The organism is Pararhizobium sp. IMCC21322, assembly GCF_030758295.1.
Lineage (GTDB): Bacteria > Pseudomonadota > Alphaproteobacteria > Rhizobiales.
The window spans coordinates 82,585-103,158 of record NZ_CP132335.1; the positions used below are offsets into that span (position 1 = coordinate 82,585).

Annotated in this window: 24 protein-coding genes and 1 tRNA gene; 14 read left to right on the forward strand and 11 right to left on the reverse strand. The window is 53.8% G+C overall.

Translation table 11 applies throughout. The features are described 5' to 3' along the window. The first annotated feature begins 86 nt into the window (after nt 1-86). From RAL91_RS00450 to RAL91_RS00460, 3 genes are all read left to right on the forward strand, one after another. Entirely contained in the window at nt 87-2,216 is a 2,130-nt protein-coding gene (locus RAL91_RS00450) for a S8 family peptidase (RefSeq protein WP_306259011.1), read from the forward strand. Nucleotides 2,217-2,228: 12 nt separating this feature from the next. Continuing rightward, nucleotides 2,229-3,356, forward strand: coding sequence for a ComEC/Rec2 family competence protein (locus RAL91_RS00455; protein WP_306259012.1), 1,128 nt, complete (start codon nt 2,229-2,231; stop codon nt 3,354-3,356). 174 nt (nt 3,357-3,530) lie between these two features. Next, nucleotides 3,531-4,001 (forward strand): DUF2867 domain-containing protein, encoded by a 471-nt coding sequence (locus RAL91_RS00460; protein ID WP_306259013.1) that lies wholly within the window; start codon nt 3,531-3,533, stop codon nt 3,999-4,001. Between the two features lie 182 nt (nt 4,002-4,183). On the opposite strand, the gene RAL91_RS00465 is transcribed toward RAL91_RS00460, so the two are convergent. Continuing rightward, the gene (locus RAL91_RS00465; RefSeq protein ID WP_306259014.1) at nt 4,184-5,161 is read right to left on the reverse strand and encodes an alpha/beta fold hydrolase; all 978 of its coding nucleotides are present in this window, start codon (nt 5,159-5,161) and stop codon (nt 4,184-4,186) included. 137 nt (nt 5,162-5,298) lie between these two features. Here RAL91_RS00465 and RAL91_RS00470 point away from each other — a divergent pair, with 137 nt between their 5' ends. Beyond that, nucleotides 5,299-5,775, forward strand: a complete 477-nt coding sequence (locus RAL91_RS00470) for a MarR family winged helix-turn-helix transcriptional regulator (RefSeq protein ID WP_306259015.1) — start codon at nt 5,299-5,301, stop codon at nt 5,773-5,775. 82 nt (nt 5,776-5,857) lie between these two features. Here the strand turns inward: RAL91_RS00470 and RAL91_RS00475 are convergent, their stop codons facing one another. From RAL91_RS00475 to RAL91_RS00485, 3 genes are all read right to left on the reverse strand, one after another. Beyond that, nucleotides 5,858-6,220, reverse strand: a complete 363-nt coding sequence (locus RAL91_RS00475; RefSeq protein ID WP_306259016.1) for a DUF6768 family protein — start codon at nt 6,218-6,220, stop codon at nt 5,858-5,860. Then, entirely contained in the window at nt 6,213-6,773 is a 561-nt protein-coding gene (locus tag RAL91_RS00480; protein ID WP_306259017.1) for an RNA polymerase sigma factor, read from the reverse strand. Before RAL91_RS00480 ends, RAL91_RS00475 begins: the two co-directional genes overlap by 8 nt. 71 nt (nt 6,774-6,844) lie before the next feature. After that, entirely contained in the window at nt 6,845-7,300 is a 456-nt protein-coding gene (locus tag RAL91_RS00485) for a MarR family winged helix-turn-helix transcriptional regulator (RefSeq protein ID WP_306259018.1), read from the reverse strand. 97 nt (nt 7,301-7,397) lie between these two features. Here RAL91_RS00485 and RAL91_RS00490 point away from each other — a divergent pair, with 97 nt between their 5' ends. From RAL91_RS00490 to RAL91_RS00505, 4 genes are all read left to right on the forward strand, one after another. Next, complete coding sequence (locus RAL91_RS00490; RefSeq protein ID WP_306259019.1) at nt 7,398-7,925, forward strand: hypothetical protein; 528 nt, start codon at nt 7,398-7,400, stop codon at nt 7,923-7,925. A gap of 26 nt (nt 7,926-7,951) precedes the next feature. Continuing rightward, nucleotides 7,952-8,263 carry a hypothetical protein gene (locus tag RAL91_RS00495; RefSeq protein WP_306259020.1) on the forward strand — a complete coding sequence of 104 codons (312 nt, stop codon included), beginning with the start codon at nt 7,952-7,954 and terminating at the stop codon, nt 8,261-8,263. A gap of 115 nt (nt 8,264-8,378) precedes the next feature. Then, on the forward strand, nt 8,379-9,575 hold the full coding sequence (locus tag RAL91_RS00500) for an NAD(P)/FAD-dependent oxidoreductase (protein WP_306259021.1): 1,197 nt from the start codon (nt 8,379-8,381) through the stop codon (nt 9,573-9,575). A 152-nt stretch (nt 9,576-9,727) separates the two neighbouring features. After that, nucleotides 9,728-10,267, forward strand: a complete 540-nt coding sequence (locus RAL91_RS00505; protein ID WP_306259022.1) for a flavodoxin domain-containing protein — start codon at nt 9,728-9,730, stop codon at nt 10,265-10,267. 50 nt (nt 10,268-10,317) lie between these two features. On the opposite strand, the gene RAL91_RS00510 is transcribed toward RAL91_RS00505, so the two are convergent. The 5 genes from RAL91_RS00510 to RAL91_RS00530 form a co-directional block, all read right to left on the reverse strand. Further along, complete coding sequence (locus RAL91_RS00510; RefSeq protein WP_306259023.1) at nt 10,318-10,923, reverse strand: TetR/AcrR family transcriptional regulator; 606 nt, start codon at nt 10,921-10,923, stop codon at nt 10,318-10,320. 96 nt (nt 10,924-11,019) lie between these two features. Beyond that, nucleotides 11,020-11,196 (reverse strand): Trm112 family protein, encoded by a 177-nt coding sequence (locus tag RAL91_RS00515; protein ID WP_306259024.1) that lies wholly within the window; start codon nt 11,194-11,196, stop codon nt 11,020-11,022. 10 nt (nt 11,197-11,206) lie between these two features. Next, nucleotides 11,207-11,878, reverse strand: a complete 672-nt coding sequence (locus tag RAL91_RS00520) for an LON peptidase substrate-binding domain-containing protein (protein ID WP_371932568.1) — start codon at nt 11,876-11,878, stop codon at nt 11,207-11,209. A 32-nt stretch (nt 11,879-11,910) separates the two neighbouring features. Continuing rightward, nucleotides 11,911-12,924 (reverse strand): thioredoxin, encoded by a 1,014-nt coding sequence (gene trxA / locus RAL91_RS00525; protein ID WP_306259026.1) that lies wholly within the window; start codon nt 12,922-12,924, stop codon nt 11,911-11,913. A 179-nt stretch (nt 12,925-13,103) separates the two neighbouring features. Continuing rightward, nucleotides 13,104-13,613 (reverse strand): prolyl-tRNA synthetase associated domain-containing protein, encoded by a 510-nt coding sequence (locus RAL91_RS00530; RefSeq protein ID WP_306259027.1) that lies wholly within the window; start codon nt 13,611-13,613, stop codon nt 13,104-13,106. A gap of 294 nt (nt 13,614-13,907) precedes the next feature. Here RAL91_RS00530 and RAL91_RS00535 point away from each other — a divergent pair. Further along, a tRNA-Gly gene (locus RAL91_RS00535) sits at nt 13,908-13,982 on the forward strand. Between the two features lie 226 nt (nt 13,983-14,208). Here RAL91_RS00535 and RAL91_RS00540 read toward each other — a convergent pair. After that, a complete protein-coding gene (locus RAL91_RS00540) occupies nt 14,209-14,679 on the reverse strand; it encodes an ester cyclase (RefSeq protein ID WP_306259028.1) in 471 nt (156 codons plus the stop codon). Between the two features lie 98 nt (nt 14,680-14,777). Here RAL91_RS00540 and RAL91_RS00545 point away from each other — a divergent pair, with 98 nt between their 5' ends. Both RAL91_RS00545 and RAL91_RS00550 read left to right on the forward strand, forming a co-directional pair. Further along, the gene (locus RAL91_RS00545; protein ID WP_306259029.1) at nt 14,778-15,671 is read left to right on the forward strand and encodes a LysR family transcriptional regulator; all 894 of its coding nucleotides are present in this window, start codon (nt 14,778-14,780) and stop codon (nt 15,669-15,671) included. Nucleotides 15,672-16,164: 493 nt separating this feature from the next. Next, nucleotides 16,165-16,320, forward strand: a complete 156-nt coding sequence (locus RAL91_RS00550) for a hypothetical protein (protein WP_306259030.1) — start codon at nt 16,165-16,167, stop codon at nt 16,318-16,320. Between the two features lie 26 nt (nt 16,321-16,346). Here RAL91_RS00550 and RAL91_RS00555 read toward each other — a convergent pair whose 3' ends face one another. Next, nucleotides 16,347-17,060, reverse strand: a complete 714-nt coding sequence (locus RAL91_RS00555) for a GntR family transcriptional regulator (protein WP_306259031.1) — start codon at nt 17,058-17,060, stop codon at nt 16,347-16,349. Nucleotides 17,061-17,353: 293 nt separating this feature from the next. Here RAL91_RS00555 and RAL91_RS00560 point away from each other — a divergent pair, with 293 nt between their 5' ends. The 3 genes from RAL91_RS00560 to RAL91_RS00570 are packed head-to-tail and all read left to right on the forward strand — an operon-like array spanning nt 17,354 to nt 20,312. Next, complete coding sequence (locus RAL91_RS00560) at nt 17,354-18,520, forward strand: UxaA family hydrolase (protein WP_306259032.1); 1,167 nt, start codon at nt 17,354-17,356, stop codon at nt 18,518-18,520. Further along, nucleotides 18,517-18,825: a UxaA family hydrolase gene (locus RAL91_RS00565; RefSeq protein WP_306259033.1), complete on the forward strand. Its 309-nt coding sequence runs from the start codon at nt 18,517-18,519 to the stop codon at nt 18,823-18,825. Before RAL91_RS00560 ends, RAL91_RS00565 begins: the two co-directional genes overlap by 4 nt. Beyond that, nucleotides 18,822-20,312: a sulfatase-like hydrolase/transferase gene (locus RAL91_RS00570; protein WP_306259034.1), complete on the forward strand. Its 1,491-nt coding sequence runs from the start codon at nt 18,822-18,824 to the stop codon at nt 20,310-20,312. Before RAL91_RS00565 ends, RAL91_RS00570 begins: the two co-directional genes overlap by 4 nt. The last annotated feature ends 262 nt before the right edge of the window (nt 20,313-20,574 follow it).

Genomic DNA, 20,574 nt, shown 5'->3' on the forward strand with positions numbered 1-20,574 from the left:
TTCAATGATCTATAAATACTGAAAACAAAATTGGACTGTTTGCCTCTGGCATGCCAACATAATATTGTTATTGGCGGTAACCAGACATGATAATTAGTAACAAGACAGATTCCGAAAAGCGGTCAAGAGCACTTCATCTTCTTGAAGATGTACTGATTACTTTTGGCGCATCCGAAAGCACCGAGCTTTTCAGCGATACACCCATACGCATGTCGGTCTGGCTGGAATTTGCTGCCAATCCTGATTTTCGCCACCGATTACTCATCGAATTGAACAACCGGGTACGTGCGGAACAGGCAATTGCAGATTTGCGCAAGGCATATCGAGCCTATGATGAAGATAGTTCTCCACCTCTTATCGCTTTCGGAAACATCGTTCTGACGTCTGCCAATATGGATGACATGATTGCTGCGATTCTGCCGCAGACCTACTGGTTTCGAAAACTCGATCCAAAGAAGATAACCAAATGGAGAAAATCTCTTACGCAAGCCTCCAAAAGCACCAATCTTGCACGATTGCGCAAGATTTTGGCCGAGTCCGAATTGCTCTCACTTTGGAGGTTCCTCGCGGCCTGGATCGCGATCCGAAACGCAGAAGAGATCAGCGAAGGCGTGCAGGACCAACGCTGGGACAGCATCATCAAGACATGCACCAGTCTTTTGAACGTGACTTCGAACGAGTTGATCCTCAATGCAAATGGCGCATCCCCAGACATTGACGAGAAAACGGACCTCGCTCGCGAGACTCACAGCGATGTGAGAGAGTTTCTGAGATCAATGCTGGAGGTTCATGGCGCAATGATCGACCGACTTGTTGCACTGCAGGCAGGTTCAGGTGCCGTGTCCACTGCTCCGATCTGGTCCATTGATCTAAACCGTCCGGCAGAGCTTGCAACCTCTCACTCTCGTCGAACGATTAAAGTCGATGCGGCGGAAAATGTCTTCGGAGTTTCCTCACGAGCCATCCGTTGGGCAATCATCGATTCAGGGATTGACGCGCGCCATCCAGCCTTTGCAAAGGCTAATGTCGCTGCATCGAAACCGTGGATGGACCGCAGCCGGATTGTCGCCTCTTACGATTTCCTGCGTCTCTTGCGTTTGTTTGAAAACAGATACGACAAGCTGTTGCCGAAAAAACAGACAGACGCAGCTCGAGCGTTGGTTGACCCCACAAACCCGGATGCTCCGGACAGTCTTGAAGAGGCCGTTCTGACCATGCTGCATGTCCTGAACTATCGCGATAGCGAACATGTGTCGGCAAGTGGACTGGCCGAACGGCTTGGGGACAGTCAAACGATGGCGCGCGCGAAAGAATATGTGGAAGATGTCAAACGCCGAATTACCGAGGGGCAAATTCTGGATTGGCCCCTGCTGGAGCCTATCCTTCGGATACCCCATAGTAACGATCACTATTATTCTCCCGGAAACGGCCACGGCACTCATGTCGCCGGCATTTTGGGCGGTCAACTCTCCAAAGGAGAATTGCGCGGTGAAGGGCCCGATTACGACCTGAAAGGCATGTGCCCCGATATCGGTTTATACGATCTGAGGGTCTGTGACGAAAACGGTCAAAGCGACGAGTTTCTCGTCATGGCCGCACTTCAACTCGTGGCCTACCTTAACCGGACCCGGGAACGCCAGATTATCCATGGCGCTAACCTCAGCCTGCAGATACAGCACCAGGTGCGCAACTATGGCTGTGGACAGACACCCGTATGCAAAGAGGCAAATCGCCTGGTCGACAGTGGCGTTTGCGTCGTTGCAGCAGCAGGCAATCGTGGCTTCAACACAATTCGAACCGAGAATTCTCTTGTCGACAGCTTCGCCTGGAGTTCGATTATGGATCCAGGTAATGCGGAGAAGGTGATTACGGTTGGTTCAACCCACAGAGCCAGCCCTCACACCTATGGAGTTAGCTATTTTTCGAGCAGAGGCCCAACAGCTGACGGACGCAGAAAACCGGACCTGATCGCGCCAGGTGAGAAGATCCTTGCGCCCGGACTGAAAGGGACACTCAAAGTGGACACAGGAACCAGCATGTCTGCGCCACATGTGAGCGGGGCCGCCGCGCTGCTGATGTCGCGCCACCCTGAACTGATCGGTAGCCCTGATTGGATCAAGGAAGTCCTTTGCAAGACGGCTACAGATCTTGGTCGAGGGCACGAATTTCAAGGTGCAGGACTTGTCGATATTCTGCGCGCTCTGGAATCCATTTAATAGGAGGAAACAGTGTTTCGGATAGATGTTCTCGGCTCCCGGCATGGGGATTGCCTGATTATTCATTATGGCACCTCGATCCCACCTAAACGTATTCTCGTCGATGGCGGCCCGCACAAAGTATACCGTCCTTTTTTGCGGCCACATCTGCGCAATTTGAAGGAGACCGAAGGCCTCAACAAGCCCGTCGAGTTTGAACTCGCCATGGTCAGCCATATCGATCAGGATCACATCATTGGTCTTATCGAATTAACTGACGAGATGATCGAAGAAGAGGACAGTACCCGCGATCCGGCACGGATAAAGCGCTTCTGGCACAATAGCTTCAGCGACCTGACGGGGGGCACTTCGCCGGCGGCCCTGACCGCAACGGTCGATGCCATAGTCGCCTCGGCCAATGTTGCGGGAACACCACCTTTTCAGGAACTGGCCAATAGCGATGGGCGGGCCACCGAAATCCTCGCCAGCGTAAACCAGGGACGCAAATTACGGGATAACCTCATAAGACTCGGGCTCGATGGAAACCGCCCTTTCAATAATGCGCTGGTCCTCTCGGGGAAATCCGCAGAGCTTCCCGGCAACATGAATCTAACCGTGATAGGTCCGGACAAGGAGCGGCTTGAAAAGCTCCAGAAAGAATGGAATCCGGCGCTCGATCCATCCGAAATTGCGGCAATCACAGATAATAGCGTCTCGAATCTGGCCTCAATTGTTGTACTCGCCGAGCATGACGGGAAGAAACTCCTTCTGACGGGTGACGCGCGCGGTGATGATATTGTGGAGTGGCTGGAAGAGCTTGGCCTCAAGGAGAAGAATAAGCCATTTCCGGTAGACGCACTCAAGGTTCCCCATCACGGCAGTAATAACAATGTTGACCCAGCGTATTTTAGAGCGGTCCCCGCCAAGACTTACATCTATTGCGGTGACGGAGGCCACGACAACCCCGAGCCCGAAACGCTGAAGATGATGCGCGAGGCGCGCCAGGGCGATAATTATCGTGTCATTCTGTCAAGCTTTGTCGAGATGGAACACAGCGCGAAACAACCAGAATTCGAAGCAGAACTCAAAAAACTTGCATCAGCAGGAATTGAGGTCGACGCTCGGGATCCTGATGATCTGTTCATTTCCGTAGACATGTGAGTGCAATCCAGCGCGGGGCGTGGATAGCGCGTTTGAAATTCCCACCAATTCTCACAGTTTTCTACGCGGCACCGCCAGAAATTTGGGCCAAAACCATCCTCGCGGTTGAAGCTTTCTTAACACGCACATATCTAGGGATTGTGAGCTTTCTGAACGTGCAAACCGGAGACAGTTTTGTCCCTTTACAGACCACAAGTCGTCGCTTGCGAATTACCTGCCAACAGTCATCTGCATGGCCGTGTTTTACCGCCGGATTTTCTGGATTGTTATTCGGTTTGCTCTGATGCCACACCGCGCCGAGCCGCCGAAATTATCACCGATTTTCCGGGGTGGGCGCGTTTTCTTCTGCTCATCCGCCGCGTGGTCACTGTGCCATTCGGCCTGTCAAATGATGGTCCCGAGGCGCCCGACAAGCTTGGTCCGTTTCCGGTTGAGCTGGAAACCAACTCCGAAATCATTGCCGGTTTCAACGACAGACATCTGGATTTCCGCGTTTCAGTCGTCTCGCAAAATGATCGGGTATCGCTGGCCACATGGGTTCATCCGCACAATTTTGGCGGCCGCCTTTATCTGAAAGCCATTTTGCCGTTTCACATTCTCATCGCCCGAAATGCCCTGCGCAGAGTTGCCGCTCAGCAGCGCTAAATTGAGAACCCGATTGGGACGATTGAGATAAACAAGAAACGTTCAATTTGCTGATGCAAGAATGGCTCGTTGAACAAAGTGAGCGTTGCAGATCCAGTGAGTAGATCGCTTGATGGAATCAATCAGTTTCAAGCCGCGCGAATTCAGAAAAAGGGTTTGTATTCGGTCAAGGGCAGCACCCTTTAGCCAGTTGCAACGCTGCCTGAAACTTCGGCATTGTCACTGACAAAGCCGGTCGCCGCACGAATGGTCGCGGCGGCATAAAGAATGCGTCGGTGACCCAGCCCCGGCAAAGGCAACAATGAGACATTATCGTTTGTTTTCGCCATGAATTCTGCACCTGAAAACGGTACTTCCTTATCATCCGGCGCATGCAACAGCAGGGTTGGCACAGCGGCTTGCTGCAACATGTTCGCGCTCTCAAATTCGGCAAGCGAGCGGCCGGCCAAAGGTCTCACAAGGCCGTCAAACAGCTTCTGGGTGCGTTCGTTGAGACCGATAGCCTGCCCAAACCCGTGAAAAATCCATTGCATCGAATGGGGGGATGCAATGAGGACAAGCCGCTCCAATGGCACTTTTGCGAATGAGGGAATAAAACCTGAGGCTAGGACGCAGGCCACCGCACTGCCAAATGAGTGGGAAATGATGCCGTGCCAGGGTCCGGTATGCTGATGCAATTCGCTCAGGGCATTAACAGCTTTCGGCAAATGCAACTGGCGCGCAGAAGACGCGCCATGGGCGGGCAAGTCCACCGCCAGTACACGAAAATTCTTCGCCAGCAGCGGGCCGGCAAAACCCAGCATGAAAGCCGATTTTCCTGTCCAGCCATGGAGCAGAACCACCGTTTTGGTATCCGCTGTCACTGTCTTGGGTTCGAACACATAATAGCGAAGTGTCTCATCCTTCGGCGCGTCATGCGTTTGATCATGTCCCGCATCATCGAAATACGGCCCCTTGCGATAGGCCACATCCATCGCCTGCGCAGCAGACAGCCGTTGCACTGCCCGCTGCGTCATGGCCGCTTCCTTTTGTGACAGGGAACGGTTTTGGGGCGGCGTGCAAAACAGTTTGAAGGTTGTTGTCGCAGTCAGCGTTGGTGCCAGAATATTCCCGATCCGGACAGCAATCCGAAGCGCTTTCAGGCCAAGGGACTTCACCATGTGTCACATTCCTGCTTAAACAAACTCGGAAGGCATAGATAATGTTCAATATTGAACAAAGTCAAGCCACCCCAAAGAGTTTATGCGGTTGATGCAATCAATTTGGCATAGGATTGTGGACTTATCTGGGAGAGATTATGGAACAGGACAGCCAGGACGCGGAATTGGTCTGGAACCATCCACGCTTTCAAAACTGGATCGAAGTGCCGAAAGCCTATCAAATAGCACGGCGACTTCTATCGGAGGGTCTGGCCACCATTGATCTGGATTTGCCGCGTTATGACGTATTGGCTACCATTCTGCGATTTCCCGGTCTGACCCAGCAGGAATTGGCTGACAAATTGCTGGTCGGTCGATCAAACCTGTCCATGCTGCTCCCCGACATGGAAAAGAAGAAATTTCTGGAGCGCCGCGAAGATGAGGCGGACCGACGCCTGAAACGTCTCTTTCTCACAGAGGCTGGCGAGGAACTGGCACGGTCGGGACTTCGGGTTCACGTCAAGCTGGTCGACCATATGATGGCGCCTTCCAGCGAGGAAGAATGCAAAGCGTTGGGCGACCAGATGCGGAAAATCCGCAAACACATGCTGGACTCACCATCACCGGACTGGTGAAAGCGCTTCACGCCTCACCAACAACAGGCTGCTCTGGAATGATCGCGCCGCCACCACGGTGGTAACGGCGCATTCCGGCCTCTCAGGATTTCTGTCGCGCAACCATCAATTCAATGCGCTTCAGTTCCCGGATAATGCGATCAGCCTGCATTTGCGGCATCAGGCTGAGCTTGAGTTGGATCGCCATCAGAGCCAGTGTGGCAGCCGACAGACCCCACTTCAAAGCGGGCAGGGTTTCAACGGCCTCAAAAAATTGAATTCCGCACCAGACTGCCGCAATGAACATGGCGGTCTGCGCAATCATCAACACCCAGGTCACCCAGCCCAGTTTGCCGGAGAACTGTTTCAGTCCAAGTGCGAAATATCCCAATTCTTCGGTCTGGTGCAGAATGTCACGATCCTGCTCCTGAAGGGCTTCTTCAATCAATCTATCCAATTTATTCATCATTCTCTCCTTTCAGAAGATCTTTCAATTTCTCACGCGCATGCATCAGCCGGGTTTTGATCGTTCCCACCGGCACATCAAGCGCAACAGCAACTTCCGCGACACTCATATCGTCCAGATAGAACAGGGCAATCGTAGCACCATGAACGGGCGGCAAGGCCTCAATGGCAGCGCGAACCCGTGTGGCATCGCAGGCTTCGTCAAAGTCAGGACTGGTGGCCATGGCAGCGGCATCACTTTCCACAATTAGTTCGTGCTCCAGCTGCCGCCGCGATGTTTTTCGCTGGATCAGTTGGGCACATTTTCGGGTTACAATCCGTGTTGCCCAGGCCGGAAAACTCATCGGGTCACGCAGTTTGGCAAGCCCACGATAAATATCTATCCAGCCATCTTGGACCGCATCTCTGGCTTCTTCACGATTGCCCAAAAGTCGGGTGGCATGGCTCAACAAGCGCGGACCACGCAAATCCACCAATCGGGCAAAAGCCTGCCTGTCCCCCAGCTTGGAGCTGGCAACCAGATAGTCTTCCAGAATGCGGCTTTTGCGGCGCATAACACCTCTCATAATCCCGTTTCTGTAGATAAGGTGCGCTGTCGGTCCATTTCGGTTCAATCCGGGGACGATTATTTTTGCAGGTCATCCTGATGCGCGATGATGGCACGCAAAGCGTCGGTCAGCCCATCCATGGCATCCCCCCCGATCAAATGTCGGTATTCATCTTCAATAGTCCGTTTCACATCATTGGCAACTGTCATCGCTTCAAAACCCAGAGCGGTAAAGCGAATGATCTTCCGGCGCGCATCATCCGGGTCGGGCACACGCTCAATGGCACCATCGCGCACCAGATCATCCAGATGTTGCTGCACAGCCTGTTTGGTCATCCCGGCCTTTGCGGCCAGAGCGGTCTGGGCAACGCCATTACGGCCAATATGTTGCAGCAGATTGCCACGCGCTTCCCCAAACCAGCCAAATCCCCGCACCACCATGTCTGTGGTGAAACGATTTTTCCAGCCTTCGGTCACGCGCCATAAATCCCAACCGATATGATCAATCAGCTCCGGTGAAGTGGTGGGTTTCATTTGGGCATCCTCATAATTTAGTCAAGTTACTTGACAGATTGAATTGCCAAGCCTATTTGTCAAGTAACTTGACGATAACTTAGCGGATAATTCACTCATGAACAAGCGGCAGTTTCTCTCACTGGCAACCTTTGGTCTTGGCACCTTGATCGGGGCACCGGGCTCACGAGCTGCTACCAGCCGCGTGAAGCCAGCCCGATCTGTGACACAGGACGACGTTACATTCTCATGGTGCCACGACAACATTTGTCTGATCGGCACATTGAGTGCCCCCACCAATGGCTGGATCGCAGTCGGGTTCAATGAAAAACCGGTGCTCAAAAATACACGCTTTATCATCGCTGCCACATCGCTCTCCCCCATCCGGGCAGAAGAACACATGGCACGCGTCCCGGACCATAAAACCGTCACAGAGCTTGGATTGAAACCGGCTCTGAAGCTGGCCCGAGGCAGCTACGCCGATGGCCGCTCACATCTTGAGTTTCAAATATCCCAAAGAATTGCGGGCCGTCCCGCCCTCTCCCTTGCGCCCGGCTCCCGGGTGCATGTGATGCTTGCATGGTCGCAGGCAGTTGCGTTTGACCACCATTCCGCGTGGCGCAAACATTTTCCACTCACCCTTTAAACCCAAATCCCAAAAAGGAATTCACAATGGTTCTCACCGGAAAAATTCTCGCCATTCTCATGATTGGCTCCACCCACTACATCGATATCGGCAAAGATACTGATGCGGTCATCTATTATCCCAGCGAAACCGTCGCCCATATGACGCTTCCCGACGGCCCGACCCTCAAGGGCGAACTGAAAATCAACGAGACCGGCTATTTCGTTGAGTGGCAGGGCGGCCCTGCAGGTGATTGGCAAATCATCTATGAGCCCGGCACATTCACCTATCACGGCCCCGACGGCAAAGCCGTTGGCACCATAACCAGAATCGTGCCGGGCAACGCCGCGAATTTTTAAACCCAAAGATCACCCGGCACTAACGTGCCGGGTGATCTTCCATCCATTACACCTTTCGGAACTGCTTCAGGGGCGTTATAGAGCCTCACCATCAGCCATCCGGACAACAGCTCAAATGACATCAAACCATTCCCGCTATGATGCCATTGTTCTGGGTGCCGGCGGTGCGGGCCTGATGTGCGCCGCCATGGCTGGACAACGCGGCAAGCGCGTCCTTTTGCTGGATCACGCGCCAGAACCAGGCCGCAAGATCATCATCTCCGGCGGTGGCCGCTGTAATTTTACAAACATCCACACCGCCCCGGACCGCTACCTCTCATCCAACCCGCATTTCGCCAAATCCGCCCTTGGCCGCTACACCGCCAGCCACTTTCTGGCGCTGGTCGAGCGCTATCGCATTGCCTGGCATGAGAAGACCCTCGGCCAATTGTTCTGTGATGAATCCGCAAAACAGATCGTCGCCATGCTGCTCAGCGAATGCGAAAAGGGCCGGGTGGATGTGCGCCTTGGCGCCACGCTGGGCGACATCACCCATGCTGACGGCCTGTTTCAGGTAAAATATGGCACACAAACCGCCTCAGCCCCTGCGCTGGTCATCGCCACCGGTGGCCCCTCAATTCCCAAACTTGGCGCAACCGGCTTTGCCTATGATCTGGCACGGCGCTTCGGCCTCAAGATTGTCGAGCCGCGTCCGGCCCTTGTGCCTTTCACACTTGGCGCGGATGAAGCGCTGTTTCGCGAGCTGTCCGGTGTGGCCACTGACATTGTGGCCAGTAGCGGCAAAACCAGCTTTCGCGAGGCTGCCCTGTTTACCCATAAAGGCCTTTCAGGGCCCGCCATTTTGCAGATTTCATCCTATTGGCGTCACGGCGAAAGCATCGGTATCAACTTTCTACCCGATTGCCCTAACGGCTGGCTGCAACAGACCAAACGCAACAAGCTACGTACCGCCTTGCAAAGCGCTCTTTCGGTGCATCTGCCGGACCGTCTGGCACAAACCCTGTCTGAAAAGTTGACGGACAATCTGGGCCTCAACAGTGAATTGGCCAATCTCTCTGACAAAAATCTGGCCAAGGCCGAGCAGAGCCTGGCTGACTGGCCTTTCCGCCCCAGTGGTACAGAAGGCTTTGCCAAGGCGGAAGTCACCATTGGTGGCATCAGCACTGCGGAACTCTCATCCAAATCCATGGAAGCCAAAAAAGTGCCGGGCCTTTATGTCATTGGCGAAGCAGTGGATGTCACCGGCTGGCTGGGCGGTTATAATTTCCAATGGGCCTGGGCCAGCGGCTGGGCCGCTGCACAGGATATCTAGAGCTTTTCCCTATAATCAAGAAAAGCTCCAGGCCCAAAAGACCTACATGAACGATTTCGGAAATCCGGCCATCATCGCATCGATTTGCGTTGATTCATGTCAATGCAGTGACCCCCCTCCCCACTAGGTTGCTATGGACCATGGAGGGGTACATGAAATTTCTGACAGCCTATGCCACCACAGAAGGCCAGACCCGTAAAATTGCACGGTTTTGCGCTGATCAACTCACTGATGCTGGCCACTCAGTCGAATTGCTGAACCTTTCAGACGACGACGAAATCGACATCCTGCGCTTTGACGCTGTGATTCTGGCTGGCTCTATCCATATCGGACATTATCAAAAGTCCCTGGAAAATTATGCAACCGCGAATCTGCACCATTTGAAACAACGCGACACACTGTTTCTGTCCGTTTCGCTGGCAGCGGCCGGACAGGAATTGGAAGACCGGGAGGGTTTGGAACACTGCATCGACGGTTTCACCAAAGCCACTGGCTGGGTGCCAAACCGTATTGAACACATCGCCGGTGCAATTCGCTTCACCAGTTACGATTTCTTTCGCTATTGGGCGATGCGCTGGATCGCCTCGCAAAAAGACGACGAGCCTGTCGATCCTCATAAAGACAAGGAATACACCGATTGGGATGGCCTGGCGGCCATGCTTGAAGACTGGGTCAGCTGCGTTCAGCAATAGGGTTCACAAGCCCAAACGACAGTCTCGTTCCAGACCAGGCTGCGCCAGATCTAACCGTCCTGATGAACTGCCCGCAGCAAGCCGTCGCGTTGTTCCGCACATAGCCGCATTAAAATCTGTGGATCAGCCGCTCCATGGGCCAGCACGATTGCACCCTGCCATAACGCAATGCTCTGCTGCGCTGCCATCATGCCATTGGGGTGCCCGGCTCGTGTCAGCTCACGGCCCAGAAACGCTGTCAACATGGTCAGCGCTTCAGTTGATTTGCGGGCAGCCTTGGGCGCAGCTTCGGCAAAGTCAGCCACGGAACGGGCAATCGGACAGCCCGCCTTGGCCCGGCTCATATGAGACTTTTCCAGCATATCGAAGAATGCGCCAATCCGGTCTCTCGCCACTTTGTGTGGATTCGCCGTGCCGGTTGGATACCGCGTTTCAATATCGTCCAGAGCGGCCTGCGATCCTTGCACAAACATCTCGGCCACAGCGTCAGCCAGATCGCGCTTGCTTTTGAAATAATAATAAACATTGCCAACCGGCACATCCGCCTGTTTGGCAAGGTCGGCAATGCTGGTGGCGGCAAATCCCCGGGACCAGAATAATTGCGCTGCCGCATCTTCCAGGCACTGCCGTTTTGAACGTCCTGATGGATCAGCCAAGACAGAATCTCCCGTAAAAAATCTTAGTCAGTCAACTGATTCTAAATCGGGATTTCAAAGAATGAAAGGTAAATCTTCCCGGCCAAAGCTGCGGGCTTAGTCAGTGAGCGGCTCGGCCTCATCCAGCAACATGATCGGAATGCCATCACGCACCGGAAATTTCAGCCTGGCTTTTTTGCTAAGCAGCCAGTCGCCGCTCTCGTCCAGCACCAGTGGCGAACGCGAGACCGGACAGACCAGCAATTCCAGAAGCTTCCTGTCCGGCTGCGTCATGCATCATATCCTATTGCAGCGGGCTGGTGCCGTCATCGCCGCGCGCCAGTTCCATTTCAGTAATGGCAATCAGCGTTTCAGCGCGGGTTTTCAAATCAGGTGCTTCCAGCAGCGCCTGCTTTTCTGCCGGTCCATACGGGCTCATCATCGACAGGGCATTGACCAGAGACTCGGTCGACGCCTCATTGATGCTGTCCCAATCCGCTTCCATATCATTGGCGTCCAGATAATCGCGGAAAGTTGCCAGCAACTCGTCCCGGTCCACTTCCAGCTCAGCCAGTTCGCCATCAATATCGCCCAAAAACGGCAACACCGATATCCGCGCCTGACGGTAAGGCGTCATGGTGGTCAGTTCCTGTTCCATCTGGAACCGGGCAACCCCCATCAGCGTGATGAGATAGCGCCCGTCACCGGATTCAGACCAGGCCACAATGCGCCCAAGACATCCACTGGCGCACAAGGCGTCCGGGCTGCCATCGCCGCTGTCTTCCAGCGCCGGCTGTATCATGCCAATCAGCCGATCGCCGGACAGGGCTGCATCAATCATGGACAGATAGCGCGGTTCAAAAATGTTGAGCGGCATCTGCCCCTTGGGCAGCAGCAAAGCGCCGCTCAATGGAAAAATCGGCACGGAGGATGGAAAATCCTCCGCACTCTCAAATGTTGTGTTGCCAATTTGCACTGACATGTCCGGCTCCTTTGCCTGAACCCGCCTTACGAAAACAGAAGCGCCGACAATTTGCGACGTCCTGCCTTTGTGGCTGGTTCCTTGGCACCCCAGGTTTCGAAGAATTGCAGCAATTGAGTCCGCGCTGCATCTTCATTCCAATCGCGGTCATGTTGGATAATATGGAGCAGTAGATCAGAAGCACCAGTCCTGTCGCCACGTCCATTCAATGCAACCGCCAGATCGAACCGCAACTGATGATTATCAGGGTCTGCCGCCAACTGCGCTTCCATCTCTCCGGTATCGCCCAGAGCTTCCGCCTGTTTCAGCAGCTCAATCTTGGTTTCCAGCGTTGCCAGAGCCGGGTCTTCTGCCAGATCAGGCATTTGCTGACGCACCATGTCCAGCAGTTCCAGCGCCTTTTCGGCTTGGTCTGTGCCAATATAGCACTCCATCATGCCGACAATCGCGGCCACGGTTTCCGGCTCGGCCTGCAAAATCCCTGCATAAATCTGCGCAGCACCGCCAAAATCTTCCGCATCCAGCGCTGCCTGGCCCTGTTCCAGCATCTCATCAATCGGCGATGGCCCCGCAGGACCGGCCACCTTATCGATGAAGGCCGTAATCTCGCCTTCAGGCACCGCGCCCATAAACCCGTCCGCTGGCTGCCCGTCCTTGAAGGCGACAACCGCAGGGATCGACTGAATGCCCATCTGCCCGGCAACTTCGGGAAACTCTTCAATATTCATTTTTACCAGCTTGACCCGGCCACCCGCCTTTTGCACGGCAGCCTCAATCAGTGGCGTCAATTGCTTGCAGGGGCCACACCACGGCGCCCAGAAATCCACCAGCACTGGCTGCTGTTTTGACGCTTCAATCACATCGGCCACAAAACCTGTCATGGTCGTGTCCTTGATCAGGTCACCGCCACCAGCAGCGGCGCCGCCGCCAATCATGCCGTCCGGTGCAGGTGCTGCGCCCGTCGAGGCCGATACGCCACCAGCATTACCCGTCATGGACGCGCCGCCAACCGGACCGCCCATCTGAAATTTCTCATCCATTATATGCTCGCTTGTCTGCCTGTATTATCTAACTGAATCATCAATCTATATTATCTATCTGTCACACCAATCTGCGTGTCACAATTTCACGTACCACTGCTCAAAATGGGGTTTTATTCCCACTCTGCAACCAATTGCTTTTCAACACATCTGCATTCGCTCTGTTGACGGTATAAACCCTATGCGCCCTGTGTGGCCAGCGCTGTAAAATCAAGCCTGTTGGCTGTAAACCCAATTGCCTCGACAAACCGTATCAGATCAGCGCTTTTCAGCGTTGTCGTCATGGTGTTTTCCAGCGGATGAAAATTCACCATTTCATGCCGCATCAGCGCCTCATCCAGCCAAAGCGTGCAGCGCTTGTCCGCATCATTCATCAACGCAAACGGATTCACTGATCCCGGTGTCATGCCCAGAACTTCCATCAACAAATCAGGCTTGCCAAAGCTGAGCCGCTGCGAACCGATATGGCGGTGCAGACCCTTCAGATCCACCTGACTGCCCTGCTCAGCCACCACCAGAAAAAGTTGCCCCTTTTTGTCCTTCAGAAACAGATTTTTGGAATGCCCGCCCGGCAATTCGTCATGCACCTTATGACTATCCGCCACCGTAAACACCGCCGGATGCGATACGGTCGCATGCGCAATATCCAGCCCATCCAGCTGCGCAAATAAACCATCTTTGGTAATCACCCGAACATACCCCTCAACCAACCAGTCCGCCAAACATCAGGTCGATGTCAGCCCCGCGCGCACCATCACCGTCGCGCCCGGAAGCCGATCCCTAAAACCCTTTCATTTACGCAAATGAGGCAGATTGCAACCGGCACCACAGCATTTCCCGCCAGTGCTGGCAAAACACCCGCATTTACCCTGTCCGGCATCATTTGGGCTGCACGCAAAAAACCTGAATCTTTAGCTTGCTTTTCCCAATATCTTACGCCATATGTGCCCTCGCAGCCAAATACGCTGTCATTACCCAAGGATGCGGGCGTAGCTCAGGGGTAGAGCACAACCTTGCCAAGGTTGGGGTCGGGCGTTCGAATCGCCTCGCCCGCTCCATTGTTTCTCCATTAAATTCAGTATGTTACGATATTGGCCACCTTCGGGTGGTCCATCGTCGTTTCAGGTATTGCGGAATGGGAACCCGCGCAGTCAACCTTTTCTTGGAGTCGATAAAGACGAGATGTCCGCTATGCAGACGAAGCTGTCTTTCGCTGCGCTTGCGCCAATGTCGGCTTTGGGAAAACGCCGGTGCAATACTGCACCGGCGTTTTCTGATGTTCGATTATTTGCCAGCGAGCTGCTGCAATGCGCCTGCCCAGTCTTCGACGTGGTAGGTGCGTACGATGACACCGTCTTCCAGTTCGTGGATGTCGATGGTCATGATGTCAAAGCTGCGGCCTTGGCCATCAACACCAAAAAATGGCGCAACAGGTGTGCCGGTGGCGCGGCTGCGCACGATCACTGTATCGCCATCTTGGTGCATGTCCTGAATTTCCCAGTTCAGATCGGGCATCAGTTGCGCAAAGCCACCCATTTGGCCCAAGAAGGACTCACGGGATTTGTTGTTGCCGGAATAGTCGCCCAAGCTGATCCAGTCCTCAGAGGTTGCCTCTTGGAAATCAGCGACACGTTCCTGCGACCCCGGATTGCTGAGCAGATCGTAGAAAGTCGTAACGGTTGCAGTGTCGTCGGCGAACGCGCCAGTGGCGAATGTCACGAGGGCAGCGGATGCGATGATGGATTTAAGTGTCATGATGTCTCTCCTTGTTTCTGATGAACCTAGAAATAGACAAAAGTGATCTTTTCGATTATCCCATAATGTGAGAAATCATTCTTACAGGAATTAGAAAGATGATTGATGACTACCGGAGCCTTGCCGTATTTGTGGCGATTGCCGATACAGGAAGCCTAAGCGCAGCGGGACGTAGGTTAAAGCTCTCCACCTCTGTCATAAGTCATCACTTGTCACGGCTGGAAGAACGACAAGGCGTGACTCTGTTTTTCCGTTCAACGCGGTCAATGTCGCTGACGCCAGAGGGCCAGATCGCCCTTGATCCTGCGCGCCGCATGGTGACGGCAGGTGAGGAAGCGCTGGATGCGATCCATGCAGGCAACGATGAACCCGTTGGCACGTTGCGCGTTGCAATGCCTGCGTTTGGTGAACAAGGCAGGTTGCACGCGGCGCTTTGGGACTTTGCGAAACTGCACCCAATGGTCGCGATTTCGCTTCATTGCAGCGATACCCCAACCGATCTGGTGAAGGACGGATTCGATCTGGCGATCCGTCTTGGTACCTTGCGCAACAGCAATTTGAAAAGCCGTCGCATTGCCAATTTTAAACGTTTGCTTGTTGCATCACCTGATTATTTGGTGGGACGTGCAGCGATTAAGTCGCCCGATGATCTGGCCGAGAATGATTTTATCTCAGTCACACAAATCCCGTCGTTGATGACTTTGGAACGAGATGGGGTGTCTATTCAGTTCGACCCCATCAATAAGCGTGTTGAGGTCAACACCGTGACAGCCGCAAAGGCTTCGGTGTTGGCAGGGCTTGGGATTTGGCACATTCCGCTTGGAGAAATTGAAAACGATCTGGCGCAAGGCCGTCTGGTTCGCATCCTCCCAGACTGGAACCTGCCTGACCTCGGCATCTATGCCGTCTGGCCGGACATTGGGCCACAAAAGGCGCTGACCCGTCGCCTGATTGACCATTTTCTGGAACACCGAACAGAGCTGATGCTTTGAGTTTGCTGCGCGGCCTGCCATTGGCCGAATGACAACAAAGCAGCCATTCAACAGTTGTGCAGCATCAGTCACTTTGGGCTCTAAGCGGCCATCTGACAAATCCTACCCCACTTGTATTTGAGTTCAATTGACCCTGATTAAGGCTCGTGTATTAGCTTAAGGGCCACCTTCGGCTGATACATACTCGTTTTGGATATTGCCAGATATCGCCGAAGCCATTCCGATATTCTCTGTTCCAAGCTAAAATACAGTCAAACAGTATCAGTTGAAATTTCCAACAATGCCTCCTAGACCCTTTTGTGCCGCACAACACATTGGGGACTTCGTGGGTATTTTCGGGCTCGTTTATTTTCTGCTTTTTTTTGGGGTGGCCGCTACAGCTTTCCAACCCCACGGGATTCCGACAACACTCGCTGTTGCGATTATTGGCATATTCGGATTTTGGGGGCCTACGAACAAAACCTATAGGGCGGTGTTTTTCGGTGATCGGTCTTTGAGTAAAACCAGAGTGGCCATTGGCGCTTTGGCAAATGTCGTGGTGGTTGTGATCGTGACGGATTTCAGGCTTTCGGTCTTACAGTATTTCGTATTGGCGCTGGCTTGCGGTGCGCTTTATTTTGATTTTGTGCGTAAGCAGGATGCATCCTAGCCAAGCGAAAACCATCAAAGACGCCCTCAGGCAATCCCCATAATCCGGCCTCTCGATCCATCCAGATGATCGTTCAGCGCTTGCGCCGCGCCCTCTTCATCGCCTGTCAGAACTTTTTCCAATATCGCAACATGTTCCTGGAACGCCCGAATATCCTGATAATTATGCAGACGGAAAATCAGGCGGGAGAGGCGTAATTTGCTCAGCACCCGGGTCATCATGTCGTTTACAATTTCATTGTCCAGCGCGCCAAGAAACAGCAAATGCATCTCGTGATCGAGATCAGCAAATTCGCTGATTTTTTGAAAGTTTGAAAGCTGTCGGCCCTGATCGCCATCGCTTGCCGCTTTGGTGCGGTCAAACAAATCCTGCACGCCCGTCATGTCAGCCTGTTTGAAAAAGGCACGCAGGCCCTGGATTTCCAGAATTTTCCGCAATTGAAACGCATCGGCCAGGAATTCTTCCTCAATGCCGAAAATCTGAATGCCGCGCTGGGGAATCAGCTGAACGAAGTTTTCTGCCTCCAACCGCTTCAGCGCTTCGCGCATGGGGTTCAGCGGAATATCGAGAATTTCGCAAAGCTCGCGCTGTGACACCATGGAGCCGGGACGAATATCGCCTGAAAACAGATGATCTATGAAAGCATGATAAGCCGCATCCCGCAGGGTCTGGCGGGGCTTGCTACCAGTGCCTGGGGAGCTTGGGGAGCTTGGTGTCTTGGGCGTGCTTGACGATTTCATGATCATCTCCTGACTGTCAGCTGCGACCTGATTATCCCTGGTTGGAACAGTCCGGTATCGTCCGTCTTCTGCGCGGTTGTTGCTGTTCATCTTCTACGCGGCAATCACGCTCAACCTCAACAACGATGTATCGAACCGCTCGATAAAACCAATGCAAACCCCGGCGACAAGCCGTTTTCGGCCATGCAGCACCCGTTTCAGACAATCAGTTCCGCAACAGAAAAGCAAAAATCGACTTGAATTACAACTGAGATGTCAGTAAAGATATCAGTTGTAATCATCAGGACGGCACATTGGCAACGCAACAATCATTTCTGGGCTATCAACGTCAGCAGGGCCAACCTGGAATTCGCAATACCCTGCTTATTCTCAATGTGTCCGGCCTCACCCAGCCAGCCGCCCGAAAAATCGAGGCCGCGCTTTCCGGTGCCGTACTGGTGTCCATGCCGCACGGAAACGGCATCACCGGCGACAATGATCAGCAGGTCAACCGCATTCTGCTCAACCTTGCGGCTAACCCGAATGTGGGCGCGGTTCTGATCCTCAGTTCCGATCAGCGACGGGCGGCGCTTTTCCAAGACGCCCGGTCAAACCTTGGCAAACCTTTTGAGTTTTTGTCTCTGGGCGATTGTGACCGCGATATTATCACTTTCACGGCCCGCGCCGTGCGGCTTGCCGCACGATTGCTGGTGGATATCAGCCGCCAGACACGCAAACCCTGCGCGGTTTCAGACCTCACGCTTGGCCTGCAATGCGGCATGTCAGACCCCTCATCCGGCATTGCCGCAAACCCGCTTCTGGGTGTTCTGTCTGATGCGCATGTCGACGCTGGCGGGTCGGTGATATTCAGCGAAACCGTTGAATGGCTCGGGTGCGAAAAAGCGGTCGCGGAGCGTGCGGCTTCCAAACCTGTATCAGATGCAATTTTAGAGGCTGTGTCCCGGCGCGAGCGTCTTGCGGTGGAAGCAGGAATAGATCTGTTGGGCAACAACCCCAATCAGGCGAATATTGATTCCGGCCTCAGCACCATTGAAGACAAGGCCATTGGCAGCATTGCAAAATCCGGAAACCAACCGATCACCTCCATGCTGGATTTTGGCGAACGCCCTGCAGCGGCGGGCCTTCATGCCATGGATGGGCCAAGCTTTTCGCCTGAATCGCTAACCGGTCTGGCCGCAGCGGGTGCACAGATCATCCTGTTCACAACCGGTTGCGGCAACAGCTATGTCAGCGCGCTTTGCCCCACCGTTAAAATCACCGCCAACCCGGGCGTGGCATCAGCCCTCACCGACCAGATTGATTTTGACTGTTCAGATCTGATTACCGATGACCGCAGCCTTGATGATGCAAGGGCCAGTCTGGAAGACGAAATCGCAGCCATCGCATCCGGTGCTCTCACCCTTGGTGAAGTGCTGCTGGAAGGCGATGAAGTGATCAGCCGCTTTGGGGAATCCCTATGAGCGGAAGCGACAAACAGGCCAGAGCACTCAAGGGAATGGCGCAAGACAACGTGGCCGTAATCCTCAGCGCAGCAAAATCAGGCGATGTCATTCAGATGGAGTGTCATGGCAACAGCGAAGCTTTGACCTGCGTCACTGATATTCCAGCGTTTCACAAAATTGCGACGGTTGGCATCAATCAGGGGGAAATCGTCATCCGCCGGGGCACACCCATCGGCGTAGCCACAAAAGCCATCGGCAAGGGCGAACTGGTGCATGTCCACAACATCAAATCGCAACGTGCGCAGAAAACGGCAGTGCTGTGACACAACCAAACATCATTTACATTCTCACCGATCAGCACAATCCATTCGTCACCGGCTGTTATGGCGACGACATTGTGCGCACGCCAAATCTTGACCGTCTGGCGTCTAAGGGCGTGGTTTTTGACAATGCCTACACACCCTCGCCGATTTGCGTGCCCGCGCGCATGTCGCTGCTGACAGGCTGCTACCCGCACAATCAGGAATGCTGGACAAACAGTGACATACTGCCATCTGACCGACCCACATTCGCCCACGCCCTTGGCGCCGCCGGATATAAAACACGGCTTGTGGGCCGCATGCACTCAATCGGCCCCGACCAGCTCCGTGGCTTTTCAGAACGTTTTGTTGGTGATCACAGCACCAATTGGGTCGGCGGAGCAGCGCATTCTTTGGGCATTCTAACTGGCACCAGCGGCCCTGCGCGCGTCAGCATCGACAAATCCGGACCCGGTCAATCTTCCTATGAAATTCACGACCATGATGTGGTCAAATCCTGTCAGGACCTGTCATCCATCATTGCCAAAGAACAGGCCGAAGCTGATGCCACGCCCTTCTTTTTGCATGTCGGCCTCATGCTGCCGCACCAGCCCTATGTCGGCAATCAAGATCTGTTCAACTACTATTACAACCGAATTCCCGACCCTGAAATCAGCGCGCCAAGCCCGGAAGATGAACACCCTTATCTGCGGGCCTGGAAGGAACAAACCGGTACAGCGGACATCTCTGCGGACGATACGCGCAGAGCACGTGCGGCCTATTACGCGCTGGTTGAAACAACGGACCGGATGATCGGTGATATTCTTGAAAGTTACCGGGACAAAGGTCTGCTGGAAAACACCCTCATCATCTATGTATCCGATCACGGCGACCAGATTGGCGAGCGCGGCCTATGGTGGAAGCAGACATTTTACGAGCAGTCCGTTCGTGTGCCCATGATCCTGTCATGGCCGGGCACCATTCCGGCCAATGAGCGGCGGTCACAGATTGTCAATCTGGTAGACATTGCGCCCACGCTCGCTGAAGCCGCCCATCACAATCACGGTGATCAGAGTGATCAAAAACCCGAAATTGACGGGTCTGGTCTCTTGCAGCTTGCCATCGATGAGCAAGCGCCATGGGACAATGAAACTTTTTCCGAATACTGCACCGACGGAATGAACAAGCGGATGCCGCAAAAAGTGCAACAGCGCATGATCCGCTCTGGCCCCTGGAAGCTGATTTACTATCACGGCTACCCGTCCCAGTTGTTCAACCTGGAAGACGACCCGCTTGAAATGCAGGACCTGATCGCAGCCTCGGACCATGCAGAATTGGTTCGCGCCCTTCAGGAGAAAATCCTGAAAAATTGGGACCCGGAGCAGATCTGCCGAACCATGGAGCAAAGGCGCTTGCGAAAAACTGTCCTGTCAGAATGGAGCCGTCAGACAAAGCCCGCAGATACCTATCGATGGGCCATCAACATAGACGACAATCGGCTCGATTCATGAGGATGCTGCATGACAGATTTTCCCGGCGAGAAGGAAGCCTGCAACAGGGGCCGAATTTGCAAAATCATGAGCATTTAACTAAGATGTCAGTTGCGTGCACAGTATTGGATTTTCTGATCAGGCCCACAGTCTGCCTGGCTGGTCCGTGGCCAATAGCCCGCCGGGGCAAGACATTCAGACATTCAAATTTGGCAACACGCAGTCTCGCATTATCGCCGTCTGCGATTGCCGGATCACCCAATCGTCTCCGGTGTTTGAAACC

Excerpts from the sequence above, each read along its gene's own strand:
- RAL91_RS00475 (WP_306259016.1), bottom strand. The coding sequence starts at position 6,220 with ATGAATAAATTGGATAGATTGATTGAAGAAGCCCTTCAGGAGCAGGAT.
- trxA (WP_306259026.1), bottom strand. The coding sequence starts at position 12,924 with ATGGATGAGAAATTTCAGATGGGCGGTCCGGTTGGCGGCGCGTCCATG.
- RAL91_RS00545 (WP_306259029.1), top strand. The coding sequence starts at position 14,778 with ATGATTGATGACTACCGGAGCCTTGCCGTATTTGTGGCGATTGCCGAT.
- RAL91_RS00500 (WP_306259021.1), top strand. The coding sequence starts at position 8,379 with ATGACATCAAACCATTCCCGCTATGATGCCATTGTTCTGGGTGCCGGC.
- RAL91_RS00555 (WP_306259031.1), bottom strand. The coding sequence starts at position 17,060 with ATGAAATCGTCAAGCACGCCCAAGACACCAAGCTCCCCAAGCTCCCCA.
- RAL91_RS00515 (WP_306259024.1), bottom strand. The coding sequence starts at position 11,196 with ATGACGCAGCCGGACAGGAAGCTTCTGGAATTGCTGGTCTGTCCGGTC.
- RAL91_RS00505 (WP_306259022.1), top strand. The coding sequence starts at position 9,728 with ATGAAATTTCTGACAGCCTATGCCACCACAGAAGGCCAGACCCGTAAA.
- RAL91_RS00465 (WP_306259014.1), bottom strand. The coding sequence starts at position 5,161 with ATGGTGAAGTCCCTTGGCCTGAAAGCGCTTCGGATTGCTGTCCGGATC.
- RAL91_RS00490 (WP_306259019.1), top strand. The coding sequence starts at position 7,398 with ATGAACAAGCGGCAGTTTCTCTCACTGGCAACCTTTGGTCTTGGCACC.
- RAL91_RS00480 (WP_306259017.1), bottom strand. The coding sequence starts at position 6,773 with ATGCGCCGCAAAAGCCGCATTCTGGAAGACTATCTGGTTGCCAGCTCC.
- RAL91_RS00540 (WP_306259028.1), bottom strand. The coding sequence starts at position 14,679 with ATGACACTTAAATCCATCATCGCATCCGCTGCCCTCGTGACATTCGCC.
- RAL91_RS00450 (WP_306259011.1), top strand. The coding sequence starts at position 87 with ATGATAATTAGTAACAAGACAGATTCCGAAAAGCGGTCAAGAGCACTT.
- RAL91_RS00485 (WP_306259018.1), bottom strand. The coding sequence starts at position 7,300 with ATGAAACCCACCACTTCACCGGAGCTGATTGATCATATCGGTTGGGAT.
- RAL91_RS00565 (WP_306259033.1), top strand. The coding sequence starts at position 18,517 with ATGAGCGGAAGCGACAAACAGGCCAGAGCACTCAAGGGAATGGCGCAA.
- RAL91_RS00495 (WP_306259020.1), top strand. The coding sequence starts at position 7,952 with ATGGTTCTCACCGGAAAAATTCTCGCCATTCTCATGATTGGCTCCACC.
- RAL91_RS00470 (WP_306259015.1), top strand. The coding sequence starts at position 5,299 with ATGGAACAGGACAGCCAGGACGCGGAATTGGTCTGGAACCATCCACGC.